The sequence below is a fragment of the Vibrio hepatarius genome (assembly GCF_011806575.1).
In the GTDB taxonomy this organism is placed as follows: domain Bacteria; phylum Pseudomonadota; class Gammaproteobacteria; order Enterobacterales; family Vibrionaceae; genus Vibrio; species Vibrio hepatarius_A.
The window spans coordinates 23167-41898 of the sequence record NZ_JAATOO010000007.1 but is presented as its reverse complement, the minus strand read 5'-3'; the positions used below and the strand labels follow the sequence as shown (position 1 = coordinate 41898).

The 18732-nt window shown below is 46.6% G+C and carries 17 protein-coding genes; 7 read left to right on the top strand and 10 right to left on the bottom strand.

Annotated elements, in window-relative coordinates:
* Positions 1-51: 51 nt before the first annotated feature.
* The 4 genes from HCZ42_RS07085 to glpD all read left to right on the top strand — a co-directional run bounded on the left by HCZ42_RS07085 (position 52) and on the right by glpD (position 5147).
* Positions 52-903: an MIP/aquaporin family protein gene (locus HCZ42_RS07085; protein ID WP_167420035.1), complete on the top strand. Its 852-nt coding sequence runs from the start codon at positions 52-54 to the stop codon at positions 901-903.
* Positions 904-943: 40 nt separating this feature from the next.
* On the top strand, positions 944-2461 hold the full coding sequence (gene glpK / locus HCZ42_RS07080; protein ID WP_167420034.1) for a glycerol kinase GlpK: 1518 nt from the start codon (positions 944-946) through the stop codon (positions 2459-2461).
* Positions 2462-2652: 191 nt separating this feature from the next.
* The gene (locus HCZ42_RS07075; protein WP_167420033.1) at positions 2653-3423 is read left to right on the top strand and encodes a DeoR/GlpR family transcriptional regulator; all 771 of its coding nucleotides are present in this window, start codon (positions 2653-2655) and stop codon (positions 3421-3423) included.
* A 179-nt stretch (positions 3424-3602) separates the two neighbouring features.
* Positions 3603-5147 carry a glycerol-3-phosphate dehydrogenase gene (gene glpD / locus HCZ42_RS07070; protein ID WP_167420032.1) on the top strand — a complete coding sequence of 515 codons (1545 nt, stop codon included), beginning with the start codon at positions 3603-3605 and terminating at the stop codon, positions 5145-5147.
* 57 nt (positions 5148-5204) lie between these two features.
* Here glpD and HCZ42_RS07065 read toward each other — a convergent pair whose 3' ends face one another.
* Positions 5205-6389: an NnrS family protein gene (locus HCZ42_RS07065; RefSeq protein WP_167420031.1), complete on the bottom strand. Its 1185-nt coding sequence runs from the start codon at positions 6387-6389 to the stop codon at positions 5205-5207.
* Between the two features lie 224 nt (positions 6390-6613).
* On the opposite strand from HCZ42_RS07065, the gene HCZ42_RS07060 reads away from it, so the two are divergent.
* The gene (locus HCZ42_RS07060) at positions 6614-7174 is read left to right on the top strand and encodes a gamma-glutamylcyclotransferase family protein (protein WP_167420030.1); all 561 of its coding nucleotides are present in this window, start codon (positions 6614-6616) and stop codon (positions 7172-7174) included.
* 66 nt (positions 7175-7240) lie between these two features.
* Here HCZ42_RS07060 and HCZ42_RS07055 read toward each other — a convergent pair whose 3' ends face one another.
* Positions 7241-8149, bottom strand: coding sequence for a LysR family transcriptional regulator (locus HCZ42_RS07055; protein ID WP_167420029.1), 909 nt, complete (start codon positions 8147-8149; stop codon positions 7241-7243).
* 110 nt (positions 8150-8259) lie between these two features.
* On the opposite strand from HCZ42_RS07055, the gene chrA reads away from it, so the two are divergent.
* Both chrA and HCZ42_RS07045 read left to right on the top strand, forming a co-directional pair.
* Complete coding sequence (gene chrA / locus HCZ42_RS07050; protein WP_167420028.1) at positions 8260-9399, top strand: chromate efflux transporter; 1140 nt, start codon at positions 8260-8262, stop codon at positions 9397-9399.
* Between the two features lie 110 nt (positions 9400-9509).
* Complete coding sequence (locus HCZ42_RS07045; protein ID WP_167420027.1) at positions 9510-10733, top strand: O-antigen ligase family protein; 1224 nt, start codon at positions 9510-9512, stop codon at positions 10731-10733.
* A gap of 50 nt (positions 10734-10783) precedes the next feature.
* Here the strand turns inward: HCZ42_RS07045 and HCZ42_RS07040 are convergent, their stop codons facing one another.
* The 8 genes from HCZ42_RS07040 to HCZ42_RS07005 form a co-directional block, all read right to left on the bottom strand.
* Positions 10784-11797, bottom strand: coding sequence for a tetratricopeptide repeat protein (locus HCZ42_RS07040; RefSeq protein WP_167420026.1), 1014 nt, complete (start codon positions 11795-11797; stop codon positions 10784-10786).
* Between the two features lie 19 nt (positions 11798-11816).
* Positions 11817-12761: a type II secretion system F family protein gene (locus HCZ42_RS07035; RefSeq protein WP_167420025.1), complete on the bottom strand. Its 945-nt coding sequence runs from the start codon at positions 12759-12761 to the stop codon at positions 11817-11819.
* A 2-nt stretch (positions 12762-12763) separates the two neighbouring features.
* A complete protein-coding gene (locus HCZ42_RS07030) occupies positions 12764-13732 on the bottom strand; it encodes a type II secretion system F family protein (protein ID WP_167420024.1) in 969 nt (322 codons plus the stop codon).
* 8 nt (positions 13733-13740) lie between these two features.
* Positions 13741-15102, bottom strand: a complete 1362-nt coding sequence (locus HCZ42_RS07025) for a CpaF family protein (protein ID WP_439848988.1) — start codon at positions 15100-15102, stop codon at positions 13741-13743.
* Positions 15103-15189: 87 nt separating this feature from the next.
* Entirely contained in the window at positions 15190-16413 is a 1224-nt protein-coding gene (locus tag HCZ42_RS07020; RefSeq protein WP_167420022.1) for an AAA family ATPase, read from the bottom strand.
* A gap of 11 nt (positions 16414-16424) precedes the next feature.
* The gene (locus tag HCZ42_RS07015; RefSeq protein ID WP_167420021.1) at positions 16425-16937 is read right to left on the bottom strand and encodes a TadE family protein; all 513 of its coding nucleotides are present in this window, start codon (positions 16935-16937) and stop codon (positions 16425-16427) included.
* Positions 16934-17398 (bottom strand): TadE/TadG family type IV pilus assembly protein, encoded by a 465-nt coding sequence (locus tag HCZ42_RS07010; protein WP_167420020.1) that lies wholly within the window; start codon positions 17396-17398, stop codon positions 16934-16936. Before HCZ42_RS07010 ends, HCZ42_RS07015 begins: the two co-directional genes overlap by 4 nt.
* 1 nt (position 17399) lies before the next feature.
* The gene (locus HCZ42_RS07005; RefSeq protein ID WP_167420019.1) at positions 17400-18722 is read right to left on the bottom strand and encodes a pilus assembly protein TadG-related protein; all 1323 of its coding nucleotides are present in this window, start codon (positions 18720-18722) and stop codon (positions 17400-17402) included.
* Between the last annotated feature and the right edge of the window lie 10 nt (positions 18723-18732).

Below are 18732 nucleotides of genomic sequence, written 5' to 3'. Positions count from 1 at the left end.
GATGTGCCATTACTAATAACGCACACAAATGGAACAAAAAGGACTCTCACTATGAACAATAAACAACCCTCTCTTTTCGGAGAGTGCCTGGCCGAGTTCATCGGTACAGGATTACTGATATTTTTTGGCGTTGGCTGTGTCGCTGCACTGGTACTGACTGGAGCTCAGTTCGGGCAATGGGAAATCAGTATTGTATGGGGCTTTGGTGTCACCATCGCGATCTACTGCACCGCAGGTGTGTCCGGTGCTCATATCAACCCAGCGGTTACTATCGCGCTTGCAGCATTCCATGGCTTTGATAAAGCGAAAGTTATTCCTTACATTCTTTCTCAACTTTTAGGTGCTTTCTGCTCTGCTGCATTGGTCTACAGCTTGTATGCAAACCTATTTACGGAATACGAAGTCGCACATGATATGCTCCGCTCAAGCCCTGAAGCGTTAGCAACTGCGGGGATCTTCTCAACTTACCCGAATGCAGCGCTGTCATTCTTCGGTGCGTTTGCGGTGGAGTTTGTGATTACCGCGGTACTAATGTTTGCGATTCTAGCGCTAGGCGATGAGCACAACGGTGCATCACGCGGCGCGATGAACCCACTGCTGATCGGTATTCTTATCGCAGTAATCGGTGGCTCTTTAGGTCCACTGACTGGTTTTGCTATGAACCCTGCTCGTGACTTTGGTCCTAAGTTGTTCGCTTACTTTGCGGGTTGGGATTACGCTCTGACTGGCGCGAAAGATATTCCTTACTTTATCGTACCAATTTTGGCACCGATTGCTGGTGCATGCTTTGGCGGCTGGTTATACCCTAAAGCGATTGCGGCTCACCTACCAACCACAGGTCAAGGCTGCACGATTCCAAACCAATGTGACGACGCGGAAGACACAAAAGAAGTTCGCGCTTAATTAACTAAAATATAAAGAACGAGATTAAAAGGATCTGACCATGACCGACCCTAAATACATTGTTGCTCTTGACCAAGGTACTACAAGCTCACGCGCTGTCGTTTTAGATCATGATGCGAACATCGTCGCCGTGTCACAACGTGAATTTACCCAAATCTACCCTGAAGCTGGCTGGGTTGAACACGACCCAATGGAAATTTGGGCAACGCAAAGCTCTACACTGGTTGAAGTACTGGGTAAATCAGGCATCAGCAGTGATGAGATTGCTGCGATTGGTATCACCAACCAACGTGAAACCACGATTGTTTGGAACAAAGAAACTGGTAAACCGGTTTACAACGCTATCGTTTGGCAGTGTCGTCGTACCGCCGATACCTGTGAAGATTTAAAAGCGCGCGGGCTAGAAGATTACGTCCGTGAGAACACGGGTCTGGTACTCGACCCGTACTTCTCTGGTACCAAAGTAAAATGGATTCTCGACAACGTTGAAGGTGCACGCGAAGACGCAGAAGCAGGCAAACTGTTGTTTGGTACCGTGGATACCTGGCTAGTTTGGAAGATGACCCAAGGCCGCGTGCACGTAACCGACTACACCAACGCATCGCGTACTATGCTGTTTAACATCAACGACCTATGTTGGGATGAGAAACTACTGAAAGAGCTCGATATTCCTGCATCAATGATGCCTGAAGTAAGACGCTCATCGGAAGTGTACGGCAAAACCAACATTGGTGGTAAAGGCGGCACGCGTATTCCAATCGCGGGGATTGCTGGTGACCAACAAGCGGCGCTTTACGGTCAAATGTGTGTCGAAGCGGGCCAAGCGAAAAACACCTACGGCACGGGTTGTTTCTTGCTGATGAACACAGGTCAGGAAAAAGTAACCTCTCGTAACGGCCTACTGACCACACTAGCGTGTGGCCCGGCGGGTGAGCCTGCGTACGCACTGGAAGGTGCGGTATTTATGGGTGGCGCGTCAATCCAGTGGCTACGTGATGAAATGAAACTGCTAGCGGACGCAAAAGACTCTGAGTACTTTGCAACAAAAGTGGACTCATCAAACGGCGTCTACGTCGTTCCAGCTTTCACCGGTCTTGGCGCACCTTACTGGGATGCCTATGCTCGCGGTACTATCGTTGGTTTAACTCGTGGCGTGAGCTCAAACCACATTATCCGCGCGACACTGGAAGGCATTGCTTACCAAACTCGTGACGTATTAGATGCGATGCAAGCGGATTCAGAGATCAAACTGGCGAACCTGCGTGTAGATGGCGGCGCGGTAGCGAACAATTTCCTGATGCAGTTCCAATCTGACGTACTTGATACCGAAGTATTACGACCAAAAGTGACTGAGGTAACCGCACTGGGTGCTGCTTACCTTGCGGGTCTGGCTGTCGACTTCTGGCACAGTATTGATGAACTGAAAGGCAAGGCTGAAATTGACCGTACTTTCATTCCTCATCATGATGAAGAAAAACGCGCTCGCCGCTACAAAGGCTGGAAGCGCGCAGTGAAATGTGCACAGACTTGGGCCGAGCTGCGTGACTCAGACGATTAACAACTAGACGACTGACGCACTATTCGGTTAATTATGAGCAAAAGAGCATTCCTTGAATGCTCTTTTTTGCGTTTGACCCGTGATTCCCGTGGATTGCCGCTTCTCTGTGCCCATGAATTGTCGCACAATATCGCAAGTGAGCATTTTCGAAGATTCCATTTGAATCTTCCGTACACACTAGGGAGTGATGTGTGAAACAAATTCCAAGACACCAGCAGATTATCGAACTGGTGAAAAAGCAAGGCTATGTCAGTACCGAAGAACTCGTAGAACGATTTGATGTAAGCCCGCAGACCATCCGCCGTGACCTAAACGAACTCGCCGACAAAAACCAAATTCGCCGCTACCACGGTGGTGCAACCGTACCGTTAAGCTCCGAAAACACTTCGTACTCAACTCGTAAATCACAGAACTTTAACGAGAAAGATTTAATAGCTGAAGAGTTGGTCAAACATATCCCTGACGGTGCTACCTTGTTTATCGATATCGGTACCACGCCAGAAGCCGTCGCCAGATCGCTCAGTGAAAATCACAAGCAGCTACGCGTTGTGACCAACAACCTCAACGTTGCCAGTATTCTATTACCAAACCCAGAGATATCGGTGATTCTCGCTGGTGGTGAAGTTCGCAATCGCGACGGCGGCATTGTCGGCGAAGCCACGCTCGACTTCATTCAACAGTTCCGACTCGATTTCGGCATTCTCGGGATCAGTGGTATCGATTATGACGGCTCACTGCTCGACTTTGATTACCATGAAGTGCGCGTCAAACAAGCGATTATCGAAAACAGCCGTAGCGTCTTCCTCGCAGTTGACCATTCTAAATTTGGCCGTAACGCGATGGTCAAACTAGGGAATATCACTCAAATCCATACTCTGTTCACCGATCAAGCGCCACCTACTGAGATCCAAGACATCTTAAAAGAACACCAAATACCAGTGGAAGTCGCTTCTCCTATCTAAAACGCGCGTTCGTTTAGTGAATAAAATGCTTGACCTCTCCCTATGGAGAGGTTTTTTTATGCATAAATCACATAAACGCTCATTATCGAAAATAAAAGATGACCATAAACGAAACTTAAGTTACAGTTCCTTTATGTTCTTAAATGTTCGTTCGCTCAAAAATAGCTAGGTCAGTGACTATGGATACAAACAAACAAAACAACGACTCAAAAGTACTGGATGTACTGGTCATCGGTGGTGGGATCAATGGTGCAGGTATTGCTGCTGATGCAGCAGGACGTGGTTTGTCTGTTGCTCTTTTCGAAGCTAATGACTTTGCTTCCGCGACTTCATCAGCCAGCTCGAAACTGATCCATGGCGGCTTGCGTTATCTTGAACATTACGAGTTTCGTTTGGTTTCGGAAGCTCTTGCTGAGCGCGAAGTGATCCTCAAGAAAGCACCACACGTGGCACAGCCGATGCGTTTTCGTCTGCCACACCGCCCTTACCTTCGCCCAGCTTGGATGATTCGTTGCGGTCTGTTCCTCTACGATAACTTAGGTAAACGTACTACTTTACCATCAAGCCATATGGTTAATCTGGCAAAATCTGGTCTGCTTAAAGAAGAGATGAAAGTCGGCTTCGAGTACTCGGATTGCTGGGTGGATGATGCTCGTTTAGTGGTATTGAACATCATGGCTGCGCAAGAAAACGGCGCGGAAGTCGCGAACTACTGCAAAGTTGAATCAGCAGTGCGTGAGCAAGGCATTTGGAAAGTCACCATCAGCAACCAGCTAACGGGTGAACAATTCGAACGTAAAGCGAAAGCGCTGGTCAATGCTGCTGGTCCTTGGGTAAAACAGTTCTTTGATGATAGTCTGAGCACGCCATCGCCACGCAACATTCGTTTGATCAAAGGCTCTCACATCGTGGTGCCTAAAGTACACGACGAAGAACAAGCGTACATCCTGCAGAACAAAGACAATCGCATTGTGTTTGTGATCCCGTATATGGATGACTTTTCGATCATCGGTACCACAGACGTTGAATACAAAGGCGATCCGCGTAAAGTGGCGATCGAAGAAGATGAAATCGAATACTTGGTTGATATCGTCAATCAACACTTTGTGAAACAAATTTCTGCGGATGACGTTGTGTGGACTTACAGTGGCGTGCGTCCATTGTGTGATGATGAATCAGACTCACCACAAGCGATCACGCGTGATTACACGCTCGAGCTCGAACAAGAGTTGGATCAAGCACCGCTACTATCGATCTTTGGTGGCAAACTCACGACCTACCGCAAGCTAGGTGAAGCGGCGATGAAGAAACTTGAACCATTCTTTGCGGCTATGGGGAAACCTTGGACAAAAGACCAAGTGCTGCCGGGTGGTAACTTCAGTTGTAGCCGTGACCAGTTGGCAACATCGCTCACTCAGCAACATCCGTGGTTAACGGATAAGCTTGCGATGCGTTATGTGCGTCAGTTTGGTACTTACACTCATAAATTATTGGCGAATATCGCTGGTGAACAAGACATGGGCGAAAAGTTTGCAGACGGTATTTACCAACGCGAGCTGGATTACTTGATTGGACACGAGTACGTCAAAAACGCCGAAGACTTATTGTGGCGCCGTACCAAGCTTGGCCTCTACTTAGACGCGCAAGCTCAAGCTAAGGTTGCTGAATACATCGAAGCAAAGCACTCCCAGAAAAAGGTGGTGAGCCTATCTAAAGTGAGCTAACCCAAAATGGTAAAAATCCCTCGTCTAGCGAGGGATTTTTTTATCGGTTCAATAGGCTTAACCAGGGTGTCCGTCGGCTCTCGGCGTCAGTAACATAAAACCTAAGCGCCACAAATACATGCCAAAGGCAACAATCCATAGTCCAGCACTAAGGTTGACCCACATCATCATCTGCTCTGGCATAAACGCTACTCCAACCGCACGCACAAGCGCCGCCAGTATAATTGCCGCAAAGGCGACAGCCATATTCGGACCTTGGTATATGGCTCGTCCTGTATGCCCCATGGTCACACGCGTAACCATCGCCAGAATCAACCCGCCTAATGCGCCAATCGCAAACAGGTGAATCATATTGTGACTCGCAAAAGGACTTTGCAGCAATCCGCGCAGCAACAAACTAACCGGAATACACAAATAAGCGGCGTGCAATGACCAAACTAACGGCTCACTCAAGGTGCGCCAAGGTTGCCAGCGTAATTGGCGAACCAAATGAGCAAGACCAGAGATGATCATTAGTGGTTGCCCCAACTGAGCAAACGTCATCGGGAAAAAACTCAATACAAACAATCCCACCAGCGGTAGGTTTGCAAGCCAGTCCAATAGTACCGAGGGCTGAGCTTTATCAAAATTAAAGCGGCGTGCGGTGAAGAATGGGATCACGCGGCTGCCCATTACCGACAACAGCAAGGTAAACCACCAAAGCATCGCTTGCCAAACTGCTGACGCAGGAAACGGCGGCATCCCTTTAATCGTGGCGTAGCTGGCAAAGTTAGCGACAATCGCCAACCCAAATAGCGGCACAAAGAACAGGTTGCGCCAGCCTTTAGCTTTGACGACGCGAAGACCAACTTCAAACGCAGCAAAAGCCATAAACAAGGCTTCGATGCTCGATATCAACCACAAGGGTGTTGGCGTCCAAAATAACACCCGAGGCAGCAGCCACAACAGCGCTAGTATCGCCAAACGCGTTTGTTTAGTACCGTTTATCCCCGTCCAGTTTTGTACCGCAGTTAGCACAAAGCCAACCACAATCGCCATTGCAAAACCAAACAACATTTCGTGCACATGCCACCAGAGTGCTGGAACTTTCAGTATGCTAGGCTGCCCCGTTTGGAACATCCAAACCCACAAGCCAATCGCGATAATGGCGTAAATCGCCCCAAATAAGAAGAATGGACGAAACCCTAAACGTAGTAGAGGTGGAATCGCTTCTTCGGCTTTTTTATCGGTAATATTGAGCACTCTATGCCCCCTAACGAAAGATATACTGCATAGGTAACTGCAAAATTCACTCCAAGTTATTAATCCTTTATTTTTCAGGCTAATATTACTCTTAACCGACAATAAAAAGAGTCATTTAGACTCAACAAAAGAAGTCAAATTGACACAAAAGAGTAAATCAATTACTACTTCTCTTTTGCTGTCGAAATAGGTAGCTTAGAAATGTCAGCGCAAAGGAGAGAATAATGACGACGTATATATTTGGTTATGGCAGTTTAATGAATTCGGCGTCACGACAACTAACCGGACAAACCTCGACCGCAATCCCGACCATAGTGACAGGTTTTAAGCGCTACTGGGGGAAAATAGACAGTAGCTACACGATTTCACCGTTGGTCGTCGATAAAGGTGAAGGCTTAGTCAATGGCGTGCTATTGCAAGTCGATGATGCTGAGCTGGCAGAGTTTGATATTCGCGAACGCGGCTACCATCGAGTATTGATTCCAGCGCTGCAAATCGACTGTGAGCATGAGCTAGAGAAAAACGCTCAAGTCTGGGTGTACATTAAAAATAGCCCAGAACCACCATGTCATTTAAGCCCAATCGTGCAGACCTACGTTGATACGGTTTTGGCGGGTTGCCTAGAGATCTCCGAACAGTTTGCTAAACAGTTCGTTGAACATACTTTCGGCTGGCATTTCCCTCTAGAAAATGATCGCCATGCCCCAAAATATGGCAACCTTGCCGGTGTGACACCTGAGCATCATGAGCAAATTGACGCACTGTTGAGCTCAGCTCGCGCTTAACTGTCCTCATGTACCAAGATGAACTGGGTTCAATTCCTAGTTCATCGAACCTTGCCTTGCTCGTTTCTATTTGACGATTTGAACCACTAGTTTTCTGATCCAGATATTATTTTCTTCATACTGGTTTGCTTTTAGAAACAGTAATCGAATATCAAAATCAGGCACTTCTACCGGCGGTGCAACAGCGGCGAGTGTGTGATTGTACATTTCCATTTCAGCAAAGCGCTTTGGCACAATACACACCAACTCACGGCCAATCAGTAGTCGTCTTACTGTCAGGAAGTGCCGCGACGCAACACCGACCCTGCGCTCTAACCCTCTTTTCGCAAGCAGTTTATCAACCTGAGTTTGCAAACTGCCATCTGGGCTGACCAACGCGTGTTCAATCTGGACAAAGCGTTCGAGCGTCAGCGGTGAATCAAGCGACACACTCTGTGGGTCAAACAGACATAAGTGCTGCTCGGTATATAGATGCTCACAAAGAAAGCGGCGGTTCAGATTTTCGATACTACCGATAATTACATCCAGCTTTTCTTTGTCGGCAATTTCGAGGTAGTTGCTGCGGTTAACGTTATAGAAGCTGACCTGAGACTGGGGAGAACGTTGTTTAATCGCATCATACAAATGGGGAGCGAACAGCTGCTCGGCGTAGTCGGTCAGACCAATTCGCCACACACCCGTGTAGTTGTCTGGAGAAAAGTGCTTTTTACTCAACAAGTCATTTTTGATGCTACCGAGTAATTGATCGATGACAGGGGCTATCTCGTGTGCACGTTGAGTCGGCTCCATTTTGCTACCGACGCGTTCAAACAATGGATCTTCAAACAAAGTACGCATTCGTTGCAGAGTGTGGCTCATTGCTGACTGGCTCACGTAACACTGCTCAGCAGCCAAACTGACGCTCTTGGCGCGATACAATGCTTGAAATGCCACCAGCAGGTTTAAATCGATACCTTTCCAGTTGAACTCTTTCATTACACACTCTCATCCTATTTCATTCATAAATACTATCGAATTTATCAATTTGAGTCATTTAGAGTTTTTACGTACATTGTGCTCATATTGATTGATAAGAGTAGTACGCCGTGTTTTCGATTTTTAAGACATTTTTCTGGCTTGGCTGGATTAGCTTTGGCGGGCCAGCTGCCCATATTGGTTACTTTCGTCAGACGTTTGTTGAGAAACTAAAATGGCTGGATGACAGTGAGTACGCGCAAATAGTCGCGCTTAGCCAATTTTTACCAGGCCCGGGATCGAGTCAGGTCGGCTTCGCTTTGGGCTACAAACGTGGCGGTTTGGCAGGTGCATGTGCCGCGTTTTTGGGCTTCACGCTACCTTCCGTCTTGATTATGTTGGCGTTGGCTGCCGCCAGTAGCCATATTACCGACACCAGCGTATTCCAAAACATTGTTCATGGGCTCAAATTACTTGCGGTCGTGGTTGTCGCTGATGCTACTTGGGGAATGTATAAAAACTTCTGCCGTGATAAGTTGACCGCTGGACTGTGTGTTGCCACCGCTATCGCTTTACTTGTCGCCCCCGGTATCGCTACACAGATGCTCGTCTTGTTAGCCGCAGGACTGATCGGCACGCAAACGCTTAAGAGCTCAACTCAAAGTGACAATACGCCGTTTAAACCAAGTATTGCCCCGTTAGCAGTATTTGCGCTGCTGTTGTTTGCGTTGCCAATGTTTACGCATGTCACGCCAATACTCGGCCTGTTTAGTGACTTTTTCCAAGCAGGTAGCTTAGTCTTTGGTGGTGGTCACGTCGTTCTGCCATTACTGCAAAACATCGTTGGAGACCAGTTAAGCCAAGACGCTTTCTTAACTGGCTATGCCGCAGCTCAGGCAGTTCCGGGACCGATGTTCACCTTTGCTACCTTTATCGGTTATGAGATGTCAGATATGCCAGTGCTCGGTGCATTAGTCGCGACTATCGCCGTTTTTCTACCTGGCTTCCTATTGCTGCTTGGCGTATTGAAAAACTGGCAATCACTTGCGGCTAAACCACGCGTATCGGGTGCAATCAGTGGCGTTAACGCGTCTGTCGTTGGTCTGCTGCTTGCTGCGCTTTATCAACCGGTATTTAGCAGCGCGGTGGCTTCTCCTACCGACATCGCGCTAATCATTGCCGGAGTTTATCTACACAAAAAACTCAACCTATCCATTCTATGGATGATCGGCTTCTTTGTGGTAAGTGGCTTGGTGGTCGGTAGTTTATAACCTCCCTCCAGTGTTATTGAACTCTCACTTTTTTCGCTTAATTGCTAACAAAGCAATCACTTAAACACCGCTAGGCTATCCTTTAAAGATAGCCTAGACGAGTGGTTAGCATGGAAAGAACCTTTAGCGATATTCACACTGTCGATTCGATTGAAAAGCGAATCTATCTCCTTTTGCTCTGCTCCGCCTTTTATCACTTCTACAACCCCATTTTTGGCAGTGTGATCGTTATGCTCTTGGAGCTATCGGTTGTCTGGCTTATCGCTAGTGGCCCTCTTCAACACAGCTATAAATATGATGACAAATTCCGGCTGTTAGTTGTCGTCGGCTTGTTGTTGTCTGTGTCGAGCGCGATGTTTATCTATCGCTACCACACCGAATTCAAAGTTGTGTTTTCCTTACTCAGACAACTCACCAATATCAGCCATCTGTTTTTCTTTTATTTTGTCTTCCGCTATATAACTCGCACTCACTACGTACCAGATTTCTCTCCATTGGCCTATTCCTGTGTGTTTGCCGTTGGATTGGTGTTTATCGACGCTAATCTCAACCTGTCTGGTGTTGACTACGATAACGGTGAGCATCGATTAGTCGTTTCGAGCAACATCCGACACTTTGGCCATATCATCATGTTGGGATGCCTCTATTCATCCGTTAAGTTACTCACTGAAAAGCGCCAACTCAGCTTGATAGTCCTGACAGGCATCACGTTTGCCACCTTGGTTTGGCTAGGTGGACGAGGAGCACTGCTTTCCTACGCTATAACGTTGCTATTGGCGATAGGTATACTTAAACGTACCTATCGCTTAGTACGCCAACGAGTCATATTGTTATTCTCTATCCTTGCATTATCACTGTTTGTGTCAGCTCCTTTGAATATCTATTCATGGAATGGACTTAACCGTTGGGTATACAGTGATGCTCAAGAGATGAGCTTAAATTCTCTATCCTCAGGAAGAATTGAGTTATGGAAGAAAAGTTGGGCGTTGATTCAGGATAGACCAGTTCTGGGCCATGGTACTGAATCGTATTTTTTTGAAGCTAAAGCCAAATATCGTCATCCACATAACTTCATCCTTCAGTTTCTGGTGGAGTACGGCGTTGTTGGACTGGCTATGGCACTGGCTGGGCTGGCGTATCTCTGCTACCTCGGCTTAGCCAATACATTGCGAGAGTGCAATGGCATTAACCTATTCTGCTTAGCCAGTGTAGTATCATTGATTATTCATGGGCTGGTATCTGGTACTTTGTTTTACTCACCACCACTATTGGTGTTGTGTATTGCCGCAGCTTATATTTGTGCAGAACGTTCTAGGCAGTCCCGTATAAAGTAAAATCCCCACCAGCTCCTAGCTAGATGGGGATTTGAGTTTATTACGTTGGCTTACAAGGTCACTTTAGAGGTATCACGCTCTTTTCTGATCATTTCTAATGCCCTTTCTAGGTTTTCATTCGCTTTCGCGTAATAAGCAGGACTCTTGTTGATCGCTTGTTGTAAGTAAGGAATGGCCTCATCCGGCTCTCCTTTTAAGATAAGAAAGTAACCCACGCTATTGAGTGCTTCAGGCTCTGTCATATGGCGATTGAAAATGCTCAGTGCTTGTCGTGGCTCACCGTACGCAATCGCGATCAAAGCCAGATTGTTGATCGCTTTTTCATCATTAGGCTTCTGCTTCAAAGCCAAGTTCGTGTAGTAACGAGCGCGCTCGTAGTCTTCAGACATGTAATACGAGTAACCAATACTGATGAGCGCGTTGACATCGAAGGTTTTGATATCCAACGCTCGATTCAACAAGGTTTGCGCCAGTTGGTGTTGTCCCTCAATGTCCAATAACACCCCTAACCCTATGTAGGCATGGATTGGAGAGTTCTCGTCAAACAGTAGATTCTGCACGTTTTCTGCGTTGATATTGTTGCTCTTCATATTCGGCGTACCGCCAAGACGAATTTGATCTGCATTCATTGCGCGTAAATAGTAGCTTTCGCCAATGTCGCTTCGACCTTGTTTAGTGTTGAGTTTACCGAGCTCTTCTAAAGAACCGGTATGATTGGGATTCTGTTCCAGTGCGGCTCGGAAGGCACGATCCGCAAGCTGATAGTCATTTTTCGCCAAATGAATTCGTCCGACGGTATACAAGGTTTTGTCTTTATGCTTGGCATCCGAAAAAGTCATCGAACGCAGGTACTCGTATAAGGCCAAATCGACATTATTGTTGGTCAGTGCAGCATCACCCCGAGAGATCGCCTCTTCCTCGGTCTTCGGCGGCTCGTCGTTAGTTAACGCTTCAATTGGTTTGCCCGAATAGAGACTTTTATCAAACTCGGCTTGCTGGTTATCACTTGAAGCACATCCTGATACAACGAGAACAGATATCATGAGTAGGTAACTTTTCCACATAATAACCCCTATTATTTTTCTACTTAGAAAATGCTTCGGACAAGGTGATTAACGCAGGTCCTATTGCGACAATAAAAAAGCACGGCCAGATGAACAGCACCATAGGAAACATCATCTTGACGGGTATTTTAGCGGCGATTTCTTCCGCGGCTTGCTGTCTTTTATCTCGGTAATCTTCGGTATACTCTCGTAACGAATCGACTAAGCTGCCACCAACTCGCGACGCATGGCTCAGCATGCTCACTAATCCCATAAACTCTTCGAGTCCAGTTCGGTAGATGAACTCGCGCAACGCTTCGGGCATCGGTTTACCCGCTTGGATCTTCACGCACACCGTATCCAACTCATCGGCAAGATCGGGGTGAGAAATCACCATTTCGTCAGCCACTCTTCGCAGCGCAGCATTAAAGCCTAAGCCTGATTCAGTACACACAACGAGCAAATCCAACATGTCGGCCATCCCGTTGCGAATCGCGTTTTGGCGTTTTTTGACTTTTCTCTTGAGCAAGATATCGGGCAGGATCAGGCCACCGAAAATACAGCCCGCCATGTAGACATAGAGCTTATTGTTATCCGGCAATACGACATACATTGCTAGCGCAATCATCACACCAACAATGGTGGTGAGAGACTTAATTGAATAGAACAATGAGAGCGCGTTGCTCTGGTGGTAACCCGCGTGCATTAATAGCGTTTTAACTGATTCACGCTCTTTGGTGTTTTTCGACGAAGTCAGTGGCGCCAGCGACTCCAAAGTGTTGAGCATTTTGGCGTTCTTAGCGGGCGTCGCGACTTTTTCCCCCGTGGTGATCTGCGCGAGTTTGCGCTTTAGTGGCGAGTTAACGCCGATAACGACGTAGCCAATGGTCATCACCAAAAGAACGGTGGTGATCATCACGAACGCAATAAACAGCATCTCCTGATTTAGCTGAAAGCTGGATAACCAATTAGCAATACTGTCCATAACTACACCTCGAAGTTAACAATCTTGCGTATCCACAACGTGCCGAGCAATAAAGACACCATCCCCCCAATGATCATCTTCACTCCAGTAGGATGGTTATGGAGGATCGAAATGTAATCGGGTTTGATTAACGCAATGATGATGTACATACCAAACGGTGCCAGAACCAAAATCCAAGCCGACATGCGTGATTCCGCAGAGATGGTTTTGATTTTCCGCGCCAGTTTGAAACGAGCACGTAATACTCGAGATAGCTTCTCTACGTTCTCGATCAGGTTGCCCCCGGTTTCTTTTTGCAACATCACGGCACTAGAAAAGGCCAGCATTGAGACTGTCGGTACACGTTCAGACATTTGCATAATCGCCAAACGCATATCGTAACCATAGTTAAGTAAGCTGAAGGTACTCTTAAACTCCGGACCGATAGGCGCAGGCATCTCCTTACCGACTTCGCCAAATGCTTGACTGATAGGTTGCCCCGCTTGGAGTACGCGTTTAATGATATCGAGCGCCTCAGGTAACTGCTCTTCAAAGCGCATTAAACGATCGGCGGTTTTCTTTTGAATGTAAAAGTACTCGCAAACGAAGATGGTCACGACGCTCCCCACACAGATATACCAACGCTGCTCAAGTAGAAGTAGAACTAAGACAGTGATAAGAGCTGCAAAAAAAGACAGCAATAAGAACTTACCAAAGGTCACCTCAATCCCAGCAAGTTCCAATTTCTTTTTCAATGTTTCAAAGAAAGTAAATCGCACCAAAACACGTTCTAATGATGACAGGTTCCTGAGCGAATTTTCACGCAGTAGTGAGACACTCTCTTGGTCGATGTGTTTGTGGCTGTCTTTGATTCGTTGAATTAAGTGTTTATGTTTAACCTTTTTCCCTGCAGACGGCATGATCAGCGCTTGGCTGATAAAGAATACCGAAAGAAAAAGTAACAACAAAAATAGGGGAAGTTGGCCGTCCATAAAGCCTCCTAACGAATTTTTTCGTTAAATATGTCAAACGGAAGGTCTAGTCCACGTTTGATCAACTGGTCATGGCAACTCGGCACGATCCCAGTCGCGACATACTCGCCCAACACGTTGCCGTCATGATCGACCCCTTGACGCTGGAACTTGAAGATCTCAGACATGGTGATCACTTCCCCTTCCATGCCATTGATCTCCTGTATGCTGACCATACGGCGTTTACCATCTTCTTGTCTGTCCATTTGCACGACCAAGTGGATAGCCGAAGCGATCTGCGAGCGCAGGTTTTTAGTCGATACATTCCAACCCGCCATAGAAAACATGTTTTCTACTCGGCTTAATGCGTCGCGTGGCGTATTGGCGTGAATTGTCGCCAATGAGCCATCGTGACCAGTATTCATCGCAGACAACATATCCACCGCTTCACTGCCCCGCACCTCACCCACCACAATACGGTCAGGTCGCATACGTAAAGAGTTTTTCACCAACTCACGCTGGGAGATCTCACCTTTGCCCTCAATGTTGGCGGGTCGAGTTTCCAGTCTTACGACGTGTGGCTGTTGCATTTGCAACTCAGCCGAGTCTTCTATCGTGACGATACGTTGATTGGCCGGAATAAAGCCGGAAAGAATGTTCAGCGTTGTGGTTTTACCCGAGCCCGTACCACCAGAAATAAGGATATTTAACTCACCGATCACCGCGGCATTTAAGAACTTGGCCATCTCTGGTGATAGCGAGTTCAATTCAAGCAGGTTGCCCATGTTGAGGCGTTCAACAGAGAAACGTCGAATGGATACAGACGGACCATCAATCGCTAACGGCGGAATAATCGCGTTGAAACGTGAGCCGTCTTTTAAGCGAGCATCTACCATCGGTGAGGACTCATCAATGCGTCGACCTACTTGGCTCACAATCCGGTCGATAATGTTTCTCAAATGTCGGTCATCCAAAAATGTGTGCGGTGTTTTTTCCAACTTACCAAAACGCTCCACATAGATACTTTTAGGACCATTAACCAGAATATCGGACACGGTTGAGTCGGCGAGCAGTGGTTCAAGCGGACCTAAGCCAAACACCTCGTCCTCAATCTGCCGAATCATTCTATTCCTAGCTTCAGAGCTAAGGGGGTGAGTTTGATCTTCAGTAATAAGCTGGGTTACCGCTTCACGCAGCTCTTCTTTAGCTCGGTCTTCTTCTAGATGCGACAACAAACCTAAGTCGAGCGTATCCAGTAACTTCTTGTGATAGTAATGCTTAATTGCCAGATCATGTTCGAGCTGCTTTCTTTGTTCGTCGATCGCCTGAAGTTTGGACTCGATAGCAGCAGAGCGAGTCACATTCTCTCCGCTCGGCGAGTTGACAGACATCGATTCAGGCATTGTCTGTGTTTCTTGTGAAGAGTTTGGAAAAGCACTCCCTACATTCTTTCTTTTAAAAAACATAGCAACTCCCTGCTAAGAAAATAATCGACCAATCCAGCTCTTTTGTACTCGCTCCTTCGGGGTTTCGAGTAGGTGCGATAAATCGATCAATGCTGACTTGATGGCGGTATTCTTTCTCGCTTTAACAATTGGCGTGCCTAAGTTTGAACACTCCATTGCAACGGCAAAATCATTGGGCACTAAATGGATATCTTTATTTGGAAAAGTACCTTCGATATCTTTCAGAGAAATCGAGACTTTTTTGTCGAATCGGTTAACGATTAATTTGATTTGTTCACTACTTAAACCATAGTCCAGTTGCAACGACTTCACATAGTTTGCCGCGTGTTTAATCGAGGTAACGTTTTGTTGCATAACCAAATATACCAATGCATCTGAAGTTACCGCTTTTTGGAATACGTGCTCAACACCGTGAGACATATCAATGATAATGTGCGAATAGAACTGGCGAAGAATAGGAATGAGGTTTACAACTTCCGTCGCGCGCTTATAGTTGTCCTGAATATTATCCTGGCTGAATCCGAGATAATTGAGCCCAGATTCGTGCTGAAAAACTAAACCATCAAGCGACATTTCATCTAGGTCATTAAGATTATCTACCACGTCATTGATACTGTATTTGGGTTTACTGTTGATGTAATCCGCCGCATCGTTGAACTGCATATCCAAATCCACCAGCAAGACGTTTCCCGCCGTGTAACTAGATAATGAAATCGCCGTGTTCAAAGCGAGTGTGGTTGCACCGGAACCACCTTTGGTATTAATGAATAGCGATAGCTCTCCGAGTGTTTTAGTGGCGATTTTTTCATGCGCCAAATCTTGCAAGAACGGATAAAGCTCACCGATTTCAGCGTTGCGTGATAAGTAATCGGAGGCCCCCAGTTTGAGCGCCATTTTCAACGACGTCGCGTCATGTTCATCACCAAATACCACCAAAGACGTTTGGTTGTGCTGTAAGCTGCCCTCTGATGAGTAGACATGGGCGATTTTCTGTACCCAATTATCTCCTGACTCAATATAAATCAGGTCCGGAGTACGTTTATTGGCAATCGTCTCCATCGTCACCGTACTCAAGTCGAGCCATTCGATACTGATGCTGATGCACTTTGTAAGCTCGGTTTCGATATGGTTTTTGAACATTTGCGTCGCATAAACCACCCAAACGGTTAAGTTTGTTCTTAGGGACTTATGTTCGATCTCTGATTTATCTATATTTAGTTCTACTGGTTTCAACATATTCAGCTCCCCTAACAATCTTCAATATCTTCATTGCCACTCTCTGGCCTTCTTACACCCAAACTTTCCGCGGGCAAAATCGTAATAAACTCTGGAGTTGTCCCAACGGCGTTAATCAACAGAGACAACACAAAAAACCTAAACGTGTAATCCGCTTCCGCGCGGACAAACTTGATTTGACCAAACGTATCATTCAACTCACTATCACTCGCTGGCGGGGTCGATAAAAAACCTGACACATCAACTTCATCACCATTGATGTCGAGATAGCTAATCGTAAGGTCTTCTGGCTCAAAGCCTGGCGGATAGATATTAGTCAAAGAAGGTAAGCTTGGAATATCATCACGGTCTGCGATATAACACACGGTTGCCAACCTCGCAGCTCTGCGCGTCACCTCGTTGGTCATCTGTGCGGAGAAGAAATACAACGCGAACTCGATGATGGCGAAAATCACCAACAGCACAGCCAGCGCAATCATCAAAAACTCAACCTGAGTCACCCCTTTACTCACTGCTCTTTTCATGGCGCAGTCCTCATTTTGGTCGATGCTCCAAAAGTAAATTCCAACGACGTGTCAGTAAAAGGAAGCCGAGTAAACAAAGGCTCATAGGAGAAACTGGCAGAAAGCGTCACTTCTTTGGTCGCGGCGGTAGGTTGAGTTACTACTACATCAATAGGGTCTAAATATTTGATCACTTTACTGTCGGCATCAGTGGGGAAAGCCTTGCCATAGACGACGACATTCTGGATTTCGCTATCTTCGGCAATAGCAGTAAAATCAAGTGTGCCGTAGGTATTGACTACCGCATATCTCGCACCGTTTTGTAGTGCTTTATTAATTTCTGTGTATTGGATTAACGCTCTGCCGACATCAATGAGTAGCACCGCCATAATCAGCAATACGGGTAGGCAAATGATAAATTCAACCGCGGCTAAGCCGGATTGTTGGTGCCTGTATTTAATATTCTGGGTGTAATGGTTCATATTACGATGCTCCATTACCTAAAGGGTCTTTATAAAGCTGAATCCTAAAAAGACCGTTATCACTCGGGTCGATGCCTGTAGAACCGTTATTGATCCCGCAGTCATGGAGAAATTGACCGATCACTTCAGACTCATTGCCTTTTTGCTTTACTTTTTGCGTTAAGAAGAAGCAGCCAAAACCAAGCACAGGCATTGCTTGATTACCCCCAGTTGAGGCCGAGCAGTCAATGATTGGAATTTGCAATAAGCGTCGGCCTTCCAAGCCATCAGCGTCATAGTATTGAGAGTCACAACTGTTACCTTCAATACAACTATTTAGCTTTTGGTAGTAATCGGCGTAGTAAAACGCGCCCGGTTTATTGTTCTGGTAGATATCCTCGTAGTTACTTTCCGTAACGTTTGACTCTTCGATATACTTATCCGACTTAACTGTTTCCCCTTCTTCGGTTGGTCCGGTAAAGTCACCAAAGCGAGTATTGATTCCTTGAGCCACTGGCCCCGTCCCTTTACCCGTTTCCGTATCGACGTTTTGTCCCACAGTAATGCAGTTTTCTGTTGCACCGGCAAAAGCATCTCGCACGCCATCTTTACCATTCAAGCCCAGATCCAATAAATGAAAATTACCCGGACCTAACTCTCCAGTTTTATGGCTGGAAGGCTTAATTGCGTAGATGGTTTCCGGTATTTTGTCTCGAGTAGAATCGTAGTTAGGGTAACTAGAAGGTACGTAACCCCAAGCGGTTTCATCGGTTAATGCCGGATTACCACACATCGCAACAGGCGCTATGTTACACGTGGTCTGAATACTGGCACTACGACCCGCAACGGCGCTGGCAGACACATCTTTATCACCACCAAATATAAAGCTGAGGTACTGAGTCAGCGGTACACTGTCGACCACAACACGGGTGTATATGTCGTATCTTGTACCGGTTGGTGCGACAAACGCATCCGCTGTGACAAAGGTCTGTAAATCAGTAGAAAACGTGATGTTAGCATTGACCGTATCAAAGCTATTACCGGATGCATCAACGCCAAGCAAATCAACTAACTCTGCGTTGCCCGACTCCGATACATAGCTGTTAAGCGTATCTATCGCAGCCGATCTCGATGCATACACATTGCTGGTTTTGTCTGCGACTACTGCCGAAGCCAGTGCTGCTGCATCAACCGCGTTTTGCAGCCGTGTCTTGTTCAACACTTGGTGATTTAAATCAATCACAAAAGCCGCCATGCCGATCAGGATCAGCATCAATAGGCTGACCAAAACCAGTGTGATCCCTTGCTGGGATTTCATGGTCAATGTTTGCTTTGCGTGCATCATCATCGTTCCT

What these genes read in the sequence shown, in the direction of transcription:
- HCZ42_RS07040 (WP_167420026.1), bottom strand. Translation starts at nt 11,797, where the DNA reads ATGTGGAAAAGTTACCTACTCATGATATCTGTTCTCGTTGTATCAGGA.
- HCZ42_RS07020 (WP_167420022.1), bottom strand. Translation starts at nt 16,413, where the DNA reads ATGTTGAAACCAGTAGAACTAAATATAGATAAATCAGAGATCGAACAT.
- HCZ42_RS07015 (WP_167420021.1), bottom strand. Translation starts at nt 16,937, where the DNA reads ATGAAAAGAGCAGTGAGTAAAGGGGTGACTCAGGTTGAGTTTTTGATG.
- HCZ42_RS07035 (WP_167420025.1), bottom strand. Translation starts at nt 12,761, where the DNA reads ATGGACAGTATTGCTAATTGGTTATCCAGCTTTCAGCTAAATCAGGAG.
- HCZ42_RS07025 (WP_439848988.1), bottom strand. Translation starts at nt 15,102, where the DNA reads ATGTCTGTCAACTCGCCGAGCGGAGAGAATGTGACTCGCTCTGCTGCT.
- HCZ42_RS07045 (WP_167420027.1), top strand. Translation starts at nt 9,510, where the DNA reads ATGGAAAGAACCTTTAGCGATATTCACACTGTCGATTCGATTGAAAAG.
- glpD (WP_167420032.1), top strand. Translation starts at nt 3,603, where the DNA reads ATGGATACAAACAAACAAAACAACGACTCAAAAGTACTGGATGTACTG.
- HCZ42_RS07085 (WP_167420035.1), top strand. Translation starts at nt 52, where the DNA reads ATGAACAATAAACAACCCTCTCTTTTCGGAGAGTGCCTGGCCGAGTTC.
- HCZ42_RS07060 (WP_167420030.1), top strand. Translation starts at nt 6,614, where the DNA reads ATGACGACGTATATATTTGGTTATGGCAGTTTAATGAATTCGGCGTCA.
- HCZ42_RS07005 (WP_167420019.1), bottom strand. Translation starts at nt 18,722, where the DNA reads ATGATGCACGCAAAGCAAACATTGACCATGAAATCCCAGCAAGGGATC.
- glpK (WP_167420034.1), top strand. Translation starts at nt 944, where the DNA reads ATGACCGACCCTAAATACATTGTTGCTCTTGACCAAGGTACTACAAGC.
- HCZ42_RS07055 (WP_167420029.1), bottom strand. Translation starts at nt 8,149, where the DNA reads ATGAAAGAGTTCAACTGGAAAGGTATCGATTTAAACCTGCTGGTGGCA.
- HCZ42_RS07010 (WP_167420020.1), bottom strand. Translation starts at nt 17,398, where the DNA reads ATGAACCATTACACCCAGAATATTAAATACAGGCACCAACAATCCGGC.
- HCZ42_RS07030 (WP_167420024.1), bottom strand. Translation starts at nt 13,732, where the DNA reads ATGGACGGCCAACTTCCCCTATTTTTGTTGTTACTTTTTCTTTCGGTA.